Here is a 21,407-nt window from a genome sequence, read left to right on the forward strand (position 1 = left end):
TGATATGCAGGTATTGGGCTGCCCTTTTCGTTCATAGCCTTGCATCTTTTGTACTCTCTAATTTTCCGTTAATAAAATGGATCTCTCTTTTATTCCTTCAAATTCCTTTAATAGATACATAGCTATTTTTTCAACTGCAGGGGAACCCACTATTTCTTCATGTAATCCAGGGACTGAATATCTATTTACTCTTCCTTTTAATAAAGGTCCCCAATCTGTAAACAACTCTTTTCCTTCCTCAGCACTAAAGTAGAGAAGTTCTCCAGAGTATGGTATTAAATCATGCTCTGCCATTATGTTCAGGCATTTCCTATGTGCATTGATAACTTGCTTCAAATTGATAAGATCTGCATCAGGCGGGAGTACTCCTTCCATAATTAATTGCTCCACAAGCATATCTTGTTTATGGACAAGGTCTCCTTCCTGCTCAGTAAGATCTCTAGGAATGAAATGCTCATATATATATGAGAGCATATCCTCACTCGTTTTATAGTCCTGCTTTGAAGGTACTTTTGTATCCATGAGTACCAACAACTCAACTTCCTCACCTTGATTCTTTAGTACAGTTGCGATTTCATAAGCAATTGCACCGCCTAAAGACCATCCTCCAAGACGATATGGGCCTTCTGGCTGAACATGTTTTATTTCTTCAATGTAAAGTTGAATTAGTTCCGGCAAGGTCAACTCGTCAATTTCTCCCTTTTCTATAAGAGGATTCTGTAAACCGTAAAATGAACAATGGTTCTTAAGTAATCTTGCTAGTTGAATGTAACAGAATACATTCCCCATAAACGGATGAACGCAGAAGAAAGGTCTTTTTTCTGATTCTTGTAGTGGAACTAGTGCTGCTACTGATTTCGTCATATCATGCTTATCACGAATAAGGCATGCGATTCCTTCCACTGTTGGATTCTTAATCAATGTAGACACCTTAATTTCTTTTCCAAACTTCTCCCTAATTTTTGAAACTAATTTAATTACAAGGAGAGAGTGTCCTCCTCTATTAAAGAAATCATCATTTACATAGACATCTTCTATCTGTAAGACATCCTGCCAGATTTTAATCAACTGATATTCAATTTCATCCCTTGGAATGATTGGTGTAGAGAAGTTATTTTCTCTTTGAATAGTTAAATTGTTCAATGCCTTTCGATCAACTTTGCCATTCGTTGTAAGAGGAATCTCGTCTACCTTAATAAAGTGTGCGGGAACCATATAATTCGGTACTTGTGTCTTGAGATATTCACGCCAATCATGCATACTACCATCTCCAACTACATAAGCAACCAATCTCTGCTCTCCTAATTTATCCTCTGTTACCAAAACTACTGCTTCTTTTACCAATGGATGCCTCTTTAGATTCGCTTCAATCTCTTCAAGTTCAATACGAAAGCCCCTAATTTTCACTTGATTATCAATTCTTCTCAAGTAATCTAAATTACCATCAGGTAAATAACGAACCAAATCTCCCGTACGATATAAACGCTCTTCTTCATTAAATGGATGACGGATGAATCGCTCTGCTGTTAATTCTGGGCGATTCAAGTATCCTCTCGCTATACCTGCACCACCAATATATAGCTCACCTGTTACACCAACTGGAACAGGTAACAAATTTTTATCCAATACATAAGTTTGAACGTTCGGCAACGGACGTCCAATTGTAACTCTCTTACTATCTGTTTGAATATGATAACACGTTGCATCAACTGTACATTCTGTAGGACCGTATACGTTATAAAAATCAATTTTTCCGGTCTCTACTAGCTGTTCCCATAATGACGGCATGATTGCTTCACCACCGACTAATATCTTACTTGGTACATGAACATCAGCACTTATTTCTAGCAATCCTCCATCTATAAGTAATTGAAGTAATGAAGGTGTCATATCAAACATTTCCAATTTATTCTCCCTAATATAGGACACAAATTGTTCCGGATTAGTGCGAACTTCACTTGGGATAATATATAAACTTGAACCATAAAGCAACATTTGTAATTGCTGAATAGATACATCAAAGGCAATTGACGCATTCAAACCGACGCGCATATTACTAGGTATCTCATGTGAGAAAACTTCTTTTTGTAAACCATATGATAGGTTTATTACAGAATGGTGCTGTACTAAAGCCCCCTTTGGATTCCCTGTCGAACCAGAAGTATAGATAACATACGCTAAGTTTTCCCCTGTTACCTCACATATTGGTGAAAGTTTGCTTTCTTGAGAAAGCATTGCTTGGTCCCTATCTAGGCAAACTGTCTTGATTTCTTTAGGTATCCATCCTAGTAATACCTCATTCGTAACTAACACTTTAATTCCTGTGTCTTCTAAAATATATTGCAGGCGGCTTTCCGGATTCGATGGATCCAACGGAACATAGGCTGCTCCAGCCTTCCAAATTCCCATGAGACCAACAACCATCTCAACTGATCGATCAAAGCAGAGGCCAACTAATGACTCTGTCCTAATTCCACATTTCTGTAAATGATGGGCTAATTGATTAGCTCTTTCATTCAGCTCTCGATACGTTAGTTGCTGTTTTTCATCTACCACTGCCAACGCGTCAGGTGTACGATTTACTTGCTCTTCGAATAGTTGATGAATTACATTCTCACGTGGATAGGATATAGCATTATTATTCCATTCTTCCAATAGCTTTCTTTGTTCAGCTTCCGTAATATATACTAGCTCCGATAGATTTTGATCAATGTTTTTGAGCATTTGCATTAACACTTGTTGTAAATGACCCAGCATTCGTTCAATGGTTACTCTATTAAACTTACTACGGTCATACATTAACTTTAACGATAACTGGATTCCTGGAACTACAGCCAACCCTAATGGGTAGTGGGTTTGTTCTACTCCTTCCAATTCACCAATTTCCAGATTTTCTGAAGCCTCTTCTTTCACTGGATAATTTTCAAACACATATAAACTATTGAACAGAGGTGTTCCTCTAGGAACTTCACTCCACCCCTGAATTTCTGTCAAAGAAGCATACTCATATTGTCTTCTTTCTATCTCTTCCTCTTGTATCTTCTGCAACCAATCCATTACTTTTATATCATCCATCAATTGAATTCGCGTCGGTGACGTTGTAATAAAAGGACCTACGATGTTTTCAACATCAATAATCTCCGTAGAACGCCCTGAGCTTGTTACACCAAAGACAATGTCATTTTCTCCACTATATCGGCTCATGAGATATGCCCATGCACCTTGAATTACTGTGCTCAAAGTAAGTTTATTGCGTTTCGCCCATCCTTGTAACGCTTGAGTCTGCTCTTCTGATAAATACGTAACCTTCTCTGTGTAACCTTTTTCTTCCTCTTTACTTTCTAAGCCCAGCAAAGTTGGTGCAGTAAAACCTTTTAGCTTCTCCCTCCAGAATTGTTCCGCCTGCTCCTTATCTTGCTCTCTTAACCATTGGATATATTTCTTATATGGTGAAGACTTAGGTAACTTCACAGCTTCTCCATTCATTCTCTTCTGATAGACTGTAAGTAATTCATTAAATACTAATGGTAAACTCCATCCATCCAGTAAAATATGGTGATGGGTCCAAACAATCCGATATTCTTCCTCACCTTCTTGAATGACTGTTACCCGCATCAATGGCGCTTCATCAAATTGGAAGGCTTGTTTTCGATCTAATGCCAAAAAGACTTTTCTTTTTCCCTCTATCTCTTCACTTGTCATTGTACGCCAGTCTTCTTTGTTCACTTTAAATGGGATATTTTCATACACCACTTGTACAGGTTCTTCAATTTCGTCCCATACAAATGCTGTACGAAAAATTTCATGTCGCTGAATTACAGATTTCCACGCCTGCTCAAAAGTAGGAATATTCATTTTTCCTCGAATCATAAAACTCAATTGCACTATATACGGTGCAACATGTTCATCCCCTTGGTCATGCAATGTGTGGAAAATCATACCTTCTTGCAAAGGTGATAGTGGATATAAATCAGTAATCTGATTGTTCTTTCCGCGATGCATTTTGTTTAGTACATTTATCAAACCTTCTTGGCTAAGATTAGTCATTGCAAAATCCGAAATGGTCAATGCAGATTCTCTATCTGAAGATTGAATCAATGTACTCAGTTGATAAAGCATATTCTGTGCAATACTTTGAATCGTTGATTTGGCAAATTGCCCAACATTGTATACCCAAGTGAACTGAAGTTTTCCATCCGTTACAACCCCAATTACATCAATTACATGCGAGCGCTTGGAACCGGCAGCATGATCTAAACGCTTAAATTTGTTCTCTGGAATAAACATTGCATCGCTAGAAAACATTTGATCAAATTGTCCAAGATAGTTAAAACTAATAGACGGTGTATATTGCGAGCTTAATTGCTCACACATTGTTGCGTTCATGTAACGCAACACCCCATAATCAACACCCTTATTAGGAATTTTGCGAATTTGTTCTTTAACTGCTTTTAATGCTGCAATTGGCGTATGAGCACTAGTAATATTTAAATGAACTGGGTAAATGCTTGTAAACCATCCCACGGTTCTCGATAAATCAACATCTTCAATAATCTCTTCTCGACCATGTCCCTCTAAATCTACGCTCAATATCGGCTGCCCCGTACATGCTGCCGTAGCTTGTACCAATGCTGCTAATAATACTTCATTGATTTGGACACGGTGAGTGCTTAAAGTCTCTTGCAATAACATACGGGTTTCATTCTCATTTAACACCACAGTAATTTCCTCAGTTACTGCGCTTACTGGATTACTTATAGTACCATCTACCGGCAGTATAACTACGTCTTGTTCCGCCTGCTCCTCCCAGTAATGCAGCACTTCTTGTGATATTCCAGATTCAGCGTAATGATGTAATCTCTCCGACCACTCTTTAAAGGATGTACTTTTCATAGGTAATTGAATTTTCTGCCCTTGGACTGCTTGTGTATACGCTGTTTGCAAATCTTCCAATAAAATTCGCCAAGAAACACCATCAACGGCTAAATGATGAATTGTCCAAAATAATCGGCCAGCGTGCTCACCTTCATCAAAATACACCATTCTCATTAACGGACCATCATGTAAATTCAAACTTTCTTGTGCAATATTAATCTCTTTTTGAATAACCTGATGCCAATCAGCTTCCGGCACTTCGTCTAATGAAATGACAGTAAGCATCAATTGCTCTTCTATTCCTTCATTCCACTGTTTCCAAACCCCATTAGGTAAACGTTCATATCTTAAACGCAGGGCATCATGATGAAGTAGAAGGTTACCCGCTGCCTTTTCAAGTGATCCTATGTCCAATTTCTCTTTCGTTCTAAAGAACATGGATTGATTCCAATGATGTGGGTTAGGATGATTTTGTGCAAAAAACCTTTGCTGAATAGGTGTAAGTATCGTCTCTCCAGTTATAATTCCCTGTTCAGCTTGTACACCTTGTTCTTCTTTGACTACTTGCGCCAACTCAGCAATCGTTTGGTGTTCAAATATTTGTTTTGGTGTCAATTGTAAACCAACTTGCTTCGCACGAGAGACAATCTGAATGCTAAGAATTGAATCTCCACCAATTTCAAAGAAGTTATCATTCATACCAATACGTTTTGAACCCAGCACACGTTCCCAAATGATAGAAAGCTTACGTTCATGTTCATTTCTTGGGGCCACGTATCCTTCTTGTGTTCCTTGATAATCTGATATAGGTAACGATTTCCGATCAATCTTTCCATTTATGGTTAGCGGTAATTCTTTCATTTCGACAAAGTAGGAAGGTATCATATGGATTGGCAGTTTTGTTTTAAGATACTCTCGCCATTCTTCTAAACTGCCTTCGCCCACTACATAAGCTACCAGCCTCTTATCTCCCGACTGATTTTCCCTAACTATTACAACTGCCTCTTTTACCAAGTAATGCTCCTGTAAGGTGGACTCAATCTCTCCAAGTTCAATTCGAAATCCTCTAATCTTCACTTGGTTATCTATTCTTCCTAAATAGTCTATATTACCGTCAGGAAGATATCTCACGAGGTCTCCTGTTCTATATAACCTCTCGCCTTCTTTGAATGGATTTGAAATAAATCGCTCGGACGTTAATTCTGGACGATTCAAGTATCCCCTTGCTAGACCTGCTCCTCCGATATAAAGTTCCCCCATCACACCAACTGGAACTGGCAACCTATTTCTATCTAATACATAAGTTTGGACGTTAGGCAATGGACGCCCAATTGTTACTCTCTTGCTATCTTTTTTGATATGATAGCATGTTGCATCAACCGTACATTCTGTAGGACCATATACATTATAAAACTGTATTTTATCAGTCTCTACTAGCTGTTCCCATAATGACGGCATAATCGCTTCACCACCAACCAGTACCTTACTTGGAACATGAACGCCATCGCACGTTTCTAACAATCCGACATCTATAAGTAATTGAAGCAATGAAGGTGTTATATCAAAGATTTCTAACTTGTTCTCCCTAATATAAGCTACAAACTGCTCCGGATCACTTCGTACTTCATTCGGAATAATATACAAACTTGAACCATAAAGCAGCATTTGTAATTGCTGAATAGATGCATCAAAGGCAATTGACGCATTTAAACCGACATGCATGTTAGATGGTATCTCATGTTCGAAAACCTCTTTTTGTAAACCATGCGACAAGTTTAGTACAGAATGATGCTGTATCAAGACACCCTTTGGATTCCCCGTTGATCCTGAAGTATAGATAACATACGCTAAGTTTTCTCCTGTTACTTCACATTTTGGTGAAAGAATGCTTTCTTGTGAAATCATTGCTTGATCCCGATCTAGACAAACTATCTTGATTTCTTTAGGTATCCAGTCTTCCGATGACTCGTTCGTAACTAATACTTGAATTCCAGTGTCCTCCAAAATATATCGTAGGCGACTTTCTGGATATGATGGGTCTAATGGAACATAGGCTGCTCCAGCCTTCCAAGCTCCCATAATACTAACAATCATCTCAACTGAACGCTCAAAGCAAAGTCCAACCAATGATTCATTCCCAATTCCGCATTGCTGAAGATAGTGGGCCAATTGATTAGCTTTTTCATTCAGCTCTCGATACGTTAACTGCTGTTTTTCATCTACCACTGCTACCGCATCAGGTGTACGATTTACTTGCTCTTCAAACAGCTGATGAATCGTACTTTCCTGTAGATATGCTACAGCATCATTATTCCACTCTTCCAACTGTTTTTGCTGTAATCCTGATAATATAGGCAATTTAGCTAATGATTTATCCGGATTTTTCACGATTACATTCAACCAGTTTCCAAAATGTTCGGCCATAGATTCAATAGTTAAACTGTCAAATAAATCAGTCCTATAAACAAAAGTAAGTAATAAACCCTCTTCCACTTCTGCAGCAGTTAAACTTAAATCAAACTTAGCGATTGGAGCGTTACTTTCCATTACTTCTATATTTCTTCCATGTAGTTCTGGTAGCTCTTGTCCCATATTTTGCAAAGTAAACATAGTTTGGAAAATTGGAGAATAGCTTGTATTTCGTTCAGGTTGGATAACCTCTACAATTTTCTCAAACGGAACATCTTGATACTCATACGCCTTCAATGCTTTTATTCGCACTTGGGACAACAACTCTTGAAATGCCGGTGCATTACTTAAATCAGCTCGATAAACCAAGGTGTTGACAAAGAAACCAATCAGCCCCTCAATTTCTCGATAATTTCGATTTGCAATTGGGCTGCCAACAATAATATCCGTTTGTCCCGTATAACGAGCAAGGAAACTTTGATACGATGCCAATAAGGTCATGAAAAGTGTGGCCCCTTCTTGACGACTTAGTTCGTTTAATTTATCCAGTAATGAGCGTGACAACAAAACACTATGAGTTAATCCATGGTGGGTTTGCACTGGCGGACGCGGACGATCCATTGGCAACATTAAGACTGGTAACTCACCAGATAATTCTTCCTTCCAATATGCAAGCTGTTGATTTAGTACTTCATCTTTCAACCCTTCTCTTTGCCACTGAGCAAAATCAGCATATTGAACTGGTAGTGGTTCCAGCTCTGCTTGTTTCTCACCAATCGCATTCTCATAAAATACCATCCATTCTTGAAGCAAGATTTCCATCGACCATCCATCCGAGATAATATGATGCATATTACACAGAAGAACCCATTCTTCTTCTGAAATTCTTATGAGTTTCCCACGGAATAACGGCCCTTGTTCTAAATCAAATGGAGATTCTACTTCAGTTTGAATCCATTGCTCCAACCTTCTTTCTCGCTCCTCTAATGAAAGCTTAGTTAAGTCCATTTGCAGAAGCGGACGGAAAATATACGGTTGAATCTGCTGCACAGGATGGCCATCCTCTTCATAAAATACAGTCCGCAAAGATTCATGACGCTCTATCAACTGATTCCATCCCAACTCCAATGCCTCAGGTAACCAACTCCCTGTAAGGCGGCATGCCATTGGCATATTATAAAGTGCACTATTAGGTGCAAATTGATCAATAAACCATAAGCGCTGTTGGGCATAAGATAGTGGAATATTATTTCCTCGTTCCATCGGCACCAGTGGTGGAATTTCTCGTTTTTCGCTCCCCTTACGTAACTGATCGATTCGTTTCGATAATGCCTCGACCGTTGAATATTCGAACAGTTCACGTACTGGCAATTTGATTTGAAAGACTTCCTGTAAGCGTGAGACCACTTGTGTAGCAAGTAGAGAGTGACCACCAAGCTCAAAGAAAGAATCCTGAACACCAATGTCTCCTATTCCTAGCACCTGACTCCACACTGAAGCGATAAGTTCTTCCAGCGGAGTTCGTGGATAGACAGTATTTTTGGCAGATTGTTCACTAAGTATAGGCAATGCCTTCAAATCAAGTTTCCCATTCGGTGTAAGTGGTAAAAATTCCATTTCAATAAAGTTAGTTGGAACCATGTAATTAGGTAAATGTGTTTGTAGATATTCTCGCCATTCACGGACACTACCTTCACCAACTACATAAGCTACTAATCTCTTATCACCTTGATAATCCTCTCGTACCAATACAACTGCTTCTTTCACAGAAGAATGCGCCTGCAAAACAGCTTCTATTTCTCCCAATTCAATTCGGAAACCACGAATTTTCACTTGGTCATCTATACGTCCATGGAACTGGAGATTACCATCAGAAAGATAACTTGCTTTGTCTCCTGTGTAATAGAGACGTTCTCCTGACTTGAAAGGATGTGGAATAAATTTTTCCTTTGTAAGATCCGGACGATTAGCATATCCACGTGCAAGACTCTTCCCTCCAATATAGAGATCTCCAATTACACCAATTGGTACTAGCTGAAGATGAGAATCTAATACATAAACTTCTGTATTCGCAATCGGTCGACCAATCGATGGCGTACCTGTTGTCACTCCTACAGGTACATAACAATCTGTGGTAACGACTGTATTTTCCGATGGACCATACTGATTAATTACCGCAAAAGGAATATCGTTAGATGGATACTGCGTTAATTGATCCCCACCAGTAATGATAAAACGAAGATCCGTTTTATCTGGCCAAGATAATTTCAAGAGTCTTTCCAGAATAGGCGTAGGTGCAAAGCTAGCTGTTATTCGTGAATCAATGAGCCAGTCCCTTAGTGCTTCTGGATTAATTCTCAGTTCCTCTGTTGACAAGTAGAGTGCTGCACCAGCAGTTAGATACGGCCAAATCTCCTGAACAGCCGAATCAAAAGCAACACCTGCAATCTGAGTCGCACGATCCTCTGCTGAAATACGATAAACTTCTTGATGCCAAGAAACCATATTTATTAATGAGCGATGTTCAACCATGACACCCTTCGGTTTTCCTGTAGAACCAGAGGTATAGACAATATAGGCTAAGTTCTCTGGATTTATTTGACGTGTAGGTGCGATTACGCTTTCCACCGTTAATTCTTCTAACCTCACCATTTCGACGTGCGCAAAATGTCCTTCTTGTCCATCCGCCGTCACTACAAATTGAATTCCTGCATCTTCAATCATGTATTCTAACCTTGATTTTGGATACAACGGATCTAAAACAACATAAGCTCCACCAGCTTTTAAAATGCCTAGTAAACTTGACATTAGCTCAGCTGACCTCGGAAGATAAACTCCCACCACTGACTCTGGGGCTACTCCCTTTCGCTGTAAAACATTTGCCAACTGATTTGCTTGTGTATCCAGCTCACCATAAGTCCACTGTTTTGTTTGATCGACTACCGCAATCGCATCAGGACGCCTCGCTACTTGCTCCTCAAATCTGTCGCAAATAAGACCCTGATGAGACATTTCCATTACAGTGTCATTCCATGTTTCTAATAACAATGTACGTTCGTGTTCCGATAGCATGCTCAGGCCATGCAACGGATTTTGTGGGCGATGAGAAACTTCATGTAGCCATTTCTCAAAGTGTCCTGCCATCCGTTCAATAGTAGTAGCATTGAATAAATCCTTATTATACTCAAAAGTAAAAAGTAATCCCTCTTCTGTCTCAACTGCCATCACACTTAAATCAAACTTTGCAATTGGACTATGGCTTTCTATCATTTCAATACTTCTACTAGATAACACCGGAAACTCTTGTTTCATATTTTGCAAGATGAACATAGTCTGGAAGATTGGCGAATGACTTGTACTTCGCTCCGGTTGCACAACTTCTACAATTTTTTCAAATGGGATATCTTGATATTCATACGCCTTCAATGCCTTTTGACGAACCTGATACAGTACATCTTGAAATGTCGGTCCACCACTCAAATTAGCTCGATAAACTAGCGTGTTAACAAAGAAACCAATTAGTCCTTCAATTTCTCTATAATTCCGATTCGCAATTGGGCTTCCGACCAAAATATCTTCTTGTCCCGTATAACGAGATAGAAAACTTTGATATGCAGCCAACAGCGTCATGAAGAGTGTAGCCCCTTCTTTTCGGCTAAGTTCATTCAATTTATCATGTAGCGTGCTTGGCAGAACCAGAGTGTATGTCGACCCGTGATGAGTTTGTATTGCAGGACGCGGGCGATCCATAGGAAGTTGGAGTACAGGAAGCTCCCCAGACAATTCTTCCCTCCAATATTGGAGTTGTTGATCAAGCACTTCCTCCTTTAGCCATCCTTTTTGCCACTGAGCGAAGTCGGCGTATTGAACCGGTAATGGTTCAAGTTCCGCTACCTTTCCATCCGTTGCTTCCTCATAAAATGCCATCCATTCTTCAAGTAGGATTCCCATTGACCATCCATCTGAAATGATATGATGTAAAGTACAAAGGAGTATCCATTCTTCCTCTCCCACGTGCAAAATACTTGTCCTGATTAACGGCCCCTCTGTTAAATCAAATGGCACTTCTGTTTCTTGTTGAATGAAACGTTTAACCTCTTCTTCTCGGTCTTCAGAAGAAAGCATAGTTAAATCCGTTTTCGGAATTGATTGAAAAGCATACGGTTTAATTTGCTGTACGGGTTGACCGTTCACTTCGTGAAAGACCGTCCGCAGTGATTCATGACGTTCTATTAGTTGATTCCATCCCATTTCCAATGCTTCAAGTAGCCAATTCCCTGTAAGGCGACATACCATTGGCATATTGTAAAGGGCACTATTAGGTGTAAATTGATCAATAAACCATAAGCGTTGTTGAGCATAAGATAGTGGAATAGTTTCTCCTCGTTCCATCGGTATTAGTGGCGGAATCTCTCGTTTTCTATCTCCTTTACGTAACTGATCTACTCGCTTTGCCAGTGACTCCACCGTCGTACATTCAAATAGTTCACGTACTGGTAATTCGATTTGAAAGATTTCCTGTAAACGTGAAACTACTTGAGTAGCTAATAGTGAGTGACCACCGATTTCAAAAAAGGAATCCTGTACACTAATATTTTTTATTCCTAACACTTGGCTCCATACGGAAACGATGAGCTCCTCCACTGGTGTTCGTGATGAAGTAATATCTTCACTTATGAACTGTTCTTCCAATTCCAATAAGGCTTTCCGATTCACTTTACCATTTGGAGTGAGTGGCATCCCTTCAATTTTGAAGAAGTATGCTGGAACCATATAATGTGGCAATTGCTTCTTGAGATATTTACGCCATTCTCCAGTATCTCCTTCACCCACTACATACGCTACTAACTGCTTATCTCCTGGTCGATCTTCCCTCACCAACACAACAGCCTCTTTTACAGATGGGTGATCATGTAAAGCTGCTTCAATTTCCCCCAATTCAATTCGGAATCCTCTAATTTTGACTTGATTATCTATTCTTCCAATATATTCTAAGTTACGATCATTCATATATCTCACCAGGTCACCCGTTCGATATAATCGTTCCCCATTCTTAAAGGGGTGCGAAATAAAACGTTCAGTAGTTAAATCTGGTCGATTGAAGTAGCCACGTGCCAATCCTACTCCCCCAAGGTAAAGTTCCCCTGCCACACCAATCGGGACCACTTGTTGATATTGATCTAACACATACAACTCTGTATTATCAATCGGACGACCAATCGGAATAAGCATTGGTTCTTTTTCTAAATCACAATCATAATAAGTCACATCCACAGTCGCTTCAGTAGGACCATACAAGTTAATTAACTTTGTTTGTTGAACATTGTAAAAGATCCCCTTAAATCGTCGAACCTGCTCAGTGTTTAACGCTTCTCCACTAGTAAAAACTTGAATTAAAGACGATAGATCCCTTTTCGAATTATATAGTTTCATATAATCTAAGAAAGTAGATAACATCGACGGAACAAAGTGCATGGTGGACACACGATATCGTTCAATGTATTCCTCAATCACCGCAGGATCTTTCTCTCCTCCTGGTGGAAGCAAACAAACCTGCGCCCCTACAAATGACCACCAAAACAATTCCCAGACAGAAACATCAAACGAAAACGGTGTCTTTTGTAGGATTGTATCCTCCTCGGATAATGGATATTTTTTCTGCATCCACTGTAAGCGGTTTATAACGGAATGATGTTCAATCATTACTCCCTTTGGATTTCCCGTCGAACCCGAAGTGTATATGATATAAGCTAAGTTATTTGCTGTCACTCCACTCACTGGAGCTAAATTACTCTCTTTAGAAATCATTACTCGATCCCGGTCTAAACAAATTGCTTGAATACCTTTAGGTAACCAGTCCTGTAGTGCCTCTTTTGTTAACAGCACTTGAATTTGTGAATTCTCCAAAATGTATCTCAGGCGGTTTTCGGGGTAACTTGGGTCCAGTGGGACATAAGCCCCACCTGCTTTCAAAATTCCAAAGAGACCAATAATCATATCAGGAGAACGTTCAATACATATACCGACTAATGATTCAGGTCCGATACCTCGTTTTTGTAGAAAATGTGCCAATTGGTTCGATTTTTCATCGAGTTCTTGATACGTTAGCTTTCCACCCTCATAAACTACCGCCACTGCATCAGGTGTCCGTGAAACTTGCTGCTCAAATAGCTCATGAATCATACAATCATGACCATAAACTACGTCCGTATCATTCCATTCTTCTAGGAGTTGTTTTTGCTCAGTGTCCGATAACATTGACAGCTTTGTATATGATTCATCTGGATGATACGTGATTTCATTTAGCCAGTTCTCAAAATGGCCTGCCATACGTGCAATGGTACTACTATCAAATAAATCCGTATTGTATTCAAATGAGACAAATAGACCTTCTTCCACTTCATAGGCAGTTAAGCTCAAATCAAATTTAGCAATAGACATATTACTTTCTACCATTTCAATACTTTTACCAGACAAATCTAGTCGTTCTTGTTTTATATTCTGTAGCGTAAACATGGTCTGAAAGATAGGCGAATGACTCATGCTTCGTTCAGGTTGCACAGCTTCTACCACTTTTTCAAATGGTATATCTTGATATTCGTAAGCTTTTAACGCCTTTTTCTTTGTTTGGCTCAAAATCTCCCGAAAAGTAGGGGTGCCACTCAAATCTGATCGGTAAACCAACGTATTAACAAAGAAACCAATTAATCCTTCTACTCCCTTGTGGTTCCGATTTGCAATCGGACTACCAACTAGAATATCTTTTTGTCCCGTATAACGAGCAAGAAAGCTCTGGTATGCAGCCATTAAAGTCATAAATAAAGTAGATCCTTCTTGTCGGCTTATATCCTTCAATTGACTAAGCAATTTATAAGGGAAAATTACGTGATGCGTAGCCCCAGAGTAAGTCTGCTTAACCGGTCGAGGTCGATCCACTGGCAGTTGTAAGATAGGAAGCTCACCAGACAATTCTTCCTGCCAATACGTAAGCTGACGATTTAGCACATCACCTTGCAACCACTCCTTTTGCCACTTCGCAAAGTCTGCATATTGAATGGATAATGAGCTTAATTTAGCAGGATTTCCGCCCGTTTCTTCTTCATAGAAAGCAAGTAATTCATTCATGAATATACCAATGGACCAAGCATCAGAAATAATATGATGCATCGTACACAGTAATAACCATTCATCCTTCTCTAATTGAACAAGCTGATTACGAATTAAAGGACCATTCATTAAATCAAATGGTTCTTGCGCTTCTCTCGCAATTAAACTATCTACCTCTTTTTCTTTTACTTCTAGAGGAAGTTGAGAGTAATCTCTTACAGGTAATGCTCTAGGAAGGAATTCGACAATTTGTTGCACAGGTTGTTCTCCTACTTCTTTAAAAACAGTTCGTAATGATTCATGGCGTTCAATGAGTCGATTGAATCCCTTTTCTAATGCTTCAGGTATCCAATTTCCTTTTAGATGCCATACCGTTGGAATATTATATAAAGAACTGTTTGGATTAAATCTGTCCATAAACCACAAACGTTGTTGCGCATAAGACAACGGGAGTGCTTCTTTATTCTCCTTTTTTTGCATTTGCTTCTGAAGCCATGCTCTCTTCTCAGGAGAAAGTGAACTCAGCTTTGCAAGTAAATCACTTCTCATTTTTTTACCCCTTCCTCAATCAAATTACTCTCGAATATCCCTTGTGCTTCTTCCTCTGATAACTCTTCTAATTGCTTAAGCAGTTCCAGTAATTCTTCATCATTACTCACTTCTGCTTCTTTTTGAATATAGTCTTGAAGACTTACATTCTCCTTACTATCATTCTGCATTTCTTGATTTTTGTTATCGAGCAATTGATCAATCTGTTCTGCCAATTGCTGCACCGTATGAAACATAAATAAATCATGCAATGGTATCTCGATTCCAAAAGCCTCTTTAAGATTAGAAACGGCTTGCGTAGCAAGTAATGAATGTCCACCAATTCCAAAAAACGAATCCTGAATTCCGATGTTTTCCATACCTAAAACTTCATGCCATATCGAAACAATTGTTTTTTCCGTAGACGTACGAGGAGCAATATAACCACTTGCTATCTCCTGTTTCTCTGGTGTTGGTAAAACCTTCCTATCAATTTTCCCATTAGGAGTGAGTGGAAATGCATTTAATCCAACAAAATAGGATGGAATCATATAATTTGGTAGTTGGTCCTTGAGATAATCACGCCACTTTTGAGCATCCCCGTCTCCTACAACATAGGCAATCAAATGTGGATCGCCAGGATAATCTTCCCGCACCATCACAATAGCTTCGTTAACTAATGTATGCTTTTGTAATACCGCTTCAATTTCTCCTAGTTCAATCCGGAACCCACGAATTTTCACCTGATGATCAATTCGTCCAACATACTCCAAATTTCCATCTGGCAAATACCTTACTAGATCTCCAGTCCGGTATACTCGCTCGTTTTCTTTAAACGGATGCGGTATAAATCGATTTTTCGTTAAGTCAGGGCGTTTTAAATATCCACGTGCTAACCCTGATCCACCAATGTACAGCTCACCAACTACACCAATTGGAACCATTTTTTGTTCAGCACTCAGTACATATACTTCTGTATTGAAGATTGGTTTACCAATTGGTGGTACCCTATGCATGACACCCTTTTCTAATTCCATATACGTGGAATACGTAGTATCTTCAGACGGTCCATATAAGTTGTATACCTTCTCAATCGTACTTCTCTCGTATAAATCTTGAACAAGCGGATATGGTAACGGTTCTCCAGCCAAATTCATTACCTTTACTGAAGAAGGAATTGTCTTTGCTCGAACCAGTTCCTTTGCTGCCGATGGCACAGTATTAACCAAAGTCACACCTTTGGTAGACAACTTGTCTAGATGTAGAGCATTTTCAGCGACAATCACCTTCCCCCCCATCGTTAAGGGAACAAATACTTCAAAAACGGATAAATCAAAAGATAGTGAAGTTGAAGCTAATACTCCCGCTAATGCCTTTCGGGAATACGTGTGATGCGCCCAATGAATCATTGTTACTGTATTCCTGTGCTCAATCATTACTCCCTTTGGATTTCCAGTGGAACCTGAAGTATAGATAATATAGGCTAAGTTATCGCCCGTCACTTCACTCGTGCATACCGTAGTAACTTCTTGTTCTATTTCTGATCGATTACGATCAATACAAATGACGTTGACGAATGTAGGTATAACCATTTTTTGTTGTAACTTTTCCTGTGTCACCAGTACCTTTATTTGAGCATCTTCTAAAATGTACTGCAGTCGACTTTCCGGATATGCTGGATCAATTGGGACATATGCTCCTCCTGCCTTCATAATTCCTAAGAGACCGACAATCATCTCGGATGAACGTGTAACACAAATCCCAACTAATGATTCGCATGTAACACCATTTTTTTGTAAATAATGTGCCAACTGATTCGAGCGTTCGTCCAACTCTCGATATGTTAGTTCTTCATCTTCGCACACTACTGCAATTGCTTCTGGTGTTTTTTCCACTTGTTCTTCAAACATTGTATGAATCATGCTATCTTCTATATCAATAACAGCTAATTCATTCCATTCCTCTAGTAGTTGCTTATATTCTATTTTCGATAACATATTCAATTCTGATAATAAACATTTTGGATAAGAGGCAATTTGATTTAGCCAATGTTCAAAATGACTTACCATACGTTCAATGGTTGTATCATTAAACAAATCAGTATTATATTCAAAGGTTAGTGATAATCCTTCTTCCGTCTCAGAAGCAAATAAACTCAAATCAAATTTTGCAACAGAAACATGGCTTTCCATGAGTTCCATTTGTCTTTCAGATAGCTGAAGAAACTCTTGTTTCGTATTCTGTAAAGTAAACATGGTTTGGAATATTGGTGAATGACTTGTATTCCGTTCCGGCTTTACGGATTCTACCACTTTCTCAAATGGAATATCCTGATACTCGTATGCTTTTAGTGCTTTTTTTCTTACCTGCGACAAAAGTTCTTGGAACGTCGGGTTTGAACTGAAATCAGCTCGATAAACTAACGTATTTGCAAAGAGACCTATTAATCCCTCAATCTCTTTCACATTTCGATTAGCAATCGGGCTTCCAACTATGATGTCGTCCTGTCCTGTATAACGAGAAAGGAAGCTTTGATACGCTGCCATCAATGTCATAAATAAAGTGCATCCTTCTTGCAGACTTAAATCTTTGAGCTTTTCCTGTAGGGAATTCACCACTATTAAAGACTGACTTGCACCACGATGGGTTTGAACTGCAGGTCGAGGACGATCCATCGGTAATTGTAAAACCGGTAGTTCCCCAGACAATTCTTCCTTCCAATATTGAAGGTGCTGATTCAAATTCTCTTCTTTTTGCCATTCCTTCTGCCACATGACAAAATCTGCATATTGGATAGATAACTCCTTCAATTCCACCGGTTTGCCGCTTAATGCTCCTTCATAAAAAGCCATCCATTCTTCAAGTAAGATTCCCATTGACCATCCATCTGAAATAATATGATGCATCGTACAAATGAGAATCCACTCTTCACTGTCCACTTTCAATATGCGTGTTCGAATTAGAGGACCTTGTCCAAAATAAAATGGTTCCTCAGCTTCGTTTTGAATGAGCCGTTTCATTTCTCTTTCCCTATCTTCCAAAGAGAGATCTGTTAGATTCGTTTGAGGGATATGCCCGAATACATGAGATTGAACCTGTTGAAAAGGTTCACCCTCTTGTTCTAGAATTATCGTTCGTAATGATTCATGACGCTCCAACAATTGATTCCATCCGGCCTCCAATGCTTCAATTGACCATTTACCTGTTAAGCGACACGCTGCATGAATATTGTACATAGCACTATTTGGCATTAATTGATCAATAAACCATAGACGTTTCTGCGCATAGGAAAGTGGAATAGCTTCTTCCCGTTTCATAGGTACAAGAGGGGCAATCTCTCGTTTTTTATCTTCTTTTCGTAACTGATCTACTCGTTTCGCCAACGCTGCCACTGTATCGTGCTTGAAAAGTTCACGTAAGGGAATTTTGATTTGGAACAATTCTTGCAATCGAGAGACAATTTGAGTAGCAAGTAGTGAGTGTCCACCACGTTCAAAAAAGGAATCCTGAATACCAATATTCCCCACCCCTAACACTTGACCCCAAACCGAGGCAATAAGCTCTTCCGATGGCGTCCGAGGTAGAACATTTAAATCTCCAATAGCTTGATCATCAGGTGCTGGCAAGGCCTTTCGATCAATTTTCCCATTCGGAGTAAGCGGGAAGTGTTCTAGCTCTACAAAGTGTGCTGGAATCATATGATTTGGTAATTGGTTTTGTAAATACTCTCTCCACTCCTCGGTATTTCCATCGCTTATTACATATGCAACCAATCGTTGATCACCTGGACGATCTTCTCTAACTAATACAACAGCCTCTTTAATAAACGAACATTTTTCTAAAGTCGCTTCAATTTCTCCTAATTCAATCCTAAAACCACGCATTTTGACTTGATGGTCCATTCGACCTATAAATTCTATATTTCCATCAGTTAAATATCTTACTGAATCTCCTGTTCGATATAGTCGTTCCCCCAATCGAAATGGATGTGAAACGAATTTTTCAGCAGTAAGATTCGGACGATTTAAGTATCCACGCGCTAAACCAGCACCACCAATATATAACTCACCCTCAATTCCTATTGATTGCAGGCGTTGATTTTGGTCTAATACATATAATTGCGTGTTCTGTATTGGCCGCCCAATAGAAACAAATTCTTGATTAGGCTGAATATCAAATGCATTCACATAAATAGTGGCTTCAGTTGGTCCATAAAAGTTGGTTAATTTCACTTGTCCACTATAATTCCATTTTTGCTGAAATCGTCTAACTAACCCTGAACTTAGTTCTTCCCCACCAGAAAATACATGGCGTATGGACGAACAATTCATGTTCAATTCGATACGATTGAAGTGATCTAAGAAAACTGATAACATCGAAGGTACAAATTGAACTATAGTAACCTGATGTTTTTTAATCACTTCAGCTATAATAGAAGGATCTTTTTCTCCACCTGGAGGTAGGAAAGATACACTTGCACCAACGTGAATACCCCAAAACAACTCCCAAACAGAGACATCAAATGAGAATGGCGTTTTCTGCAAGACCACATCCTTTTCAGAAAGTGGATATTTATGTTGCATCCATTCTAGATAATTGATTACTGAATGGTGCTCAATCATTACTCCCTTTGGATTCCCTGTAGATCCTGAAGTATACATAACATACGCTAAACTTTCTCCTGTTACACCACTTATACATGGGGTTGATTTTTCTTTTTCAATTGCAGTGTAATCTTTATTCATACAAATCGTTTCAATATTTTCAGATATAAACGAATTTTTAGAATAATCTTCCATCACTAGTACTTCGATCCCAGCATCCTCTAATATATATCGAAGCCGACTCTCTGGATAAGTAGGGTCAAGTGGAACATACGCTGCTCCTGATTTTAGAATCCCTAATAACGCTATCATCATTTGTAATGAACGTTCCATATATACCCCAACTAGAGACTCTGGGCCTACACCATGCTTTTGTAAATAATGAGCTAGTTGATTCGCACGCTTCTCTAACTCTTTATAGGTAATTTGTTCATTTTCGTAAATAGCCGCGATTGCTTCCGGTGTTTTTTTTACTTGCGCCTCAAATATCGTATGAATCATGCCTTCAGCCGAATAATTTACTTGAGTATGATTCCATTCCTCTAGTAACAGTATCTGTTCTTCCGCTGTTAAATGAATAATTTCAAAGAGTTTTGAATCTAGGTTCTTCGTCATCTGAATTAGTATTTGCAATAAGTGATTCTGAATCCGATTTATTGTTCCTTCATTAAAATAGCTTCGATCATACATTAACTTTAAAGTAATTTTCTTACCGGGCATTACAATGAGTGTTAAAGGATAATTGGTTTGTTCCGCGCTTTTAATATCTAATAATCTTAAATCTTCATTTCTCTCACCTTGAATTGGATAATTTTCAAACACATACAAGGTATGAAACAAGGAACTATTTCGTGGAACCTCACTCCATCCTTGAATATCTATCAACGAATTATACTCATATTGTCTTCGTTCCATTTCTTTCATTTGTATTTTACGAAGCCAATCTACTACTGATGTATTATCCGTTAATCGAATTCTAGTAGGTAAGGTGTTAATAAATAACCCCACCATATTCTCTGCTCCCATTAAATCAGTAGGACGTCCAGAGCTAGTTACGCCAAATACGATGTCACTTTCACCGCTATACCTACTCATCAAATAAGCCCATGCACCTTGTACTAACGTATTCAACGTTAATCGACTATTTCGTACCCACTCTTGTAAATTCTCAGTAAGTTCCTCAGATACTTGATAAACACACTCTCCATAGCCCTTCTCTTGTCCTTGGTTCTTTCTTTCCATTGCTAATGGCGTAGGTGCATAGAACCCTTTTAATTCTTCTTTCCAAAATTCCTCTGCTTGACTTTGATCTTGTTTATTTATCCACTGGATATATTTTTTATAAGGAAGAGATTTAGGAAGATTCAATAATTCTCCCCTTATCATCTTGAGATAAACTTCCATCACTTCACTAAAGACCAATGACACACTCCATCCATCTAGCAAAATATGATGATGTGTCCAAATAATCCTCGTTTCCTCATTTGCCTCTTTAATCGCAGTGACTCTCATCAATGGTGCTTCATCTAATAAAAATCCTTTTCTACGATCTGCATTTAAAAACTGTTGTAATTTCTTCGCCCTTTCCTTGTGTGAATGGGCGCTCCAATCCTCTTGATGAATAGTAAAAGGAAGACGTTGGTAAACCGCTTGTAGTGGTTTTTCTACTTCCTCCCACACAAATACTGAACGTAAAACCTCATGTCGATGAATAACATATTCCCAGGCCTTTTCAAAAGTAGCAATATCCAATTGCCCCCCGAGCAAGAAACCTACTTGTACAATATAGGAAAATGAATGTTCATCATCTTGATCGTATAAAGTATGAAACAGTATTCCTTTTTGCAAAGGTGATAAACCATATATATCAATAACGTCTCCCAT

General features: G+C 38.9%; 2 protein-coding genes. Both read right to left on the bottom strand.

Annotation, left to right across the window (positions count from 1 at the left end; all coding sequences use genetic code 11):
* Positions 1 to 57: 57 nt before the first annotated feature.
* On the bottom strand, positions 58 to 14,940 hold the full coding sequence (locus tag CER22_RS24295) for a non-ribosomal peptide synthetase (RefSeq protein ID WP_088609774.1): 14,883 nt from the start codon (positions 14,938 to 14,940) through the stop codon (positions 58 to 60).
* A complete protein-coding gene (locus tag CER22_RS24300) occupies positions 14,937 to 21,407 on the bottom strand; it encodes a non-ribosomal peptide synthetase (RefSeq protein WP_088609775.1) in 6,471 nt (2,156 codons plus the stop codon). The genes CER22_RS24295 and CER22_RS24300 overlap by 4 nt, the downstream gene beginning before the upstream one ends.

Source organism: Bacillus sp. K2I17, assembly GCF_002209985.1.
Lineage (GTDB): Bacteria > Bacillota > Bacilli > Bacillales > Bacillaceae_G > Bacillus_A > Bacillus_A wiedmannii.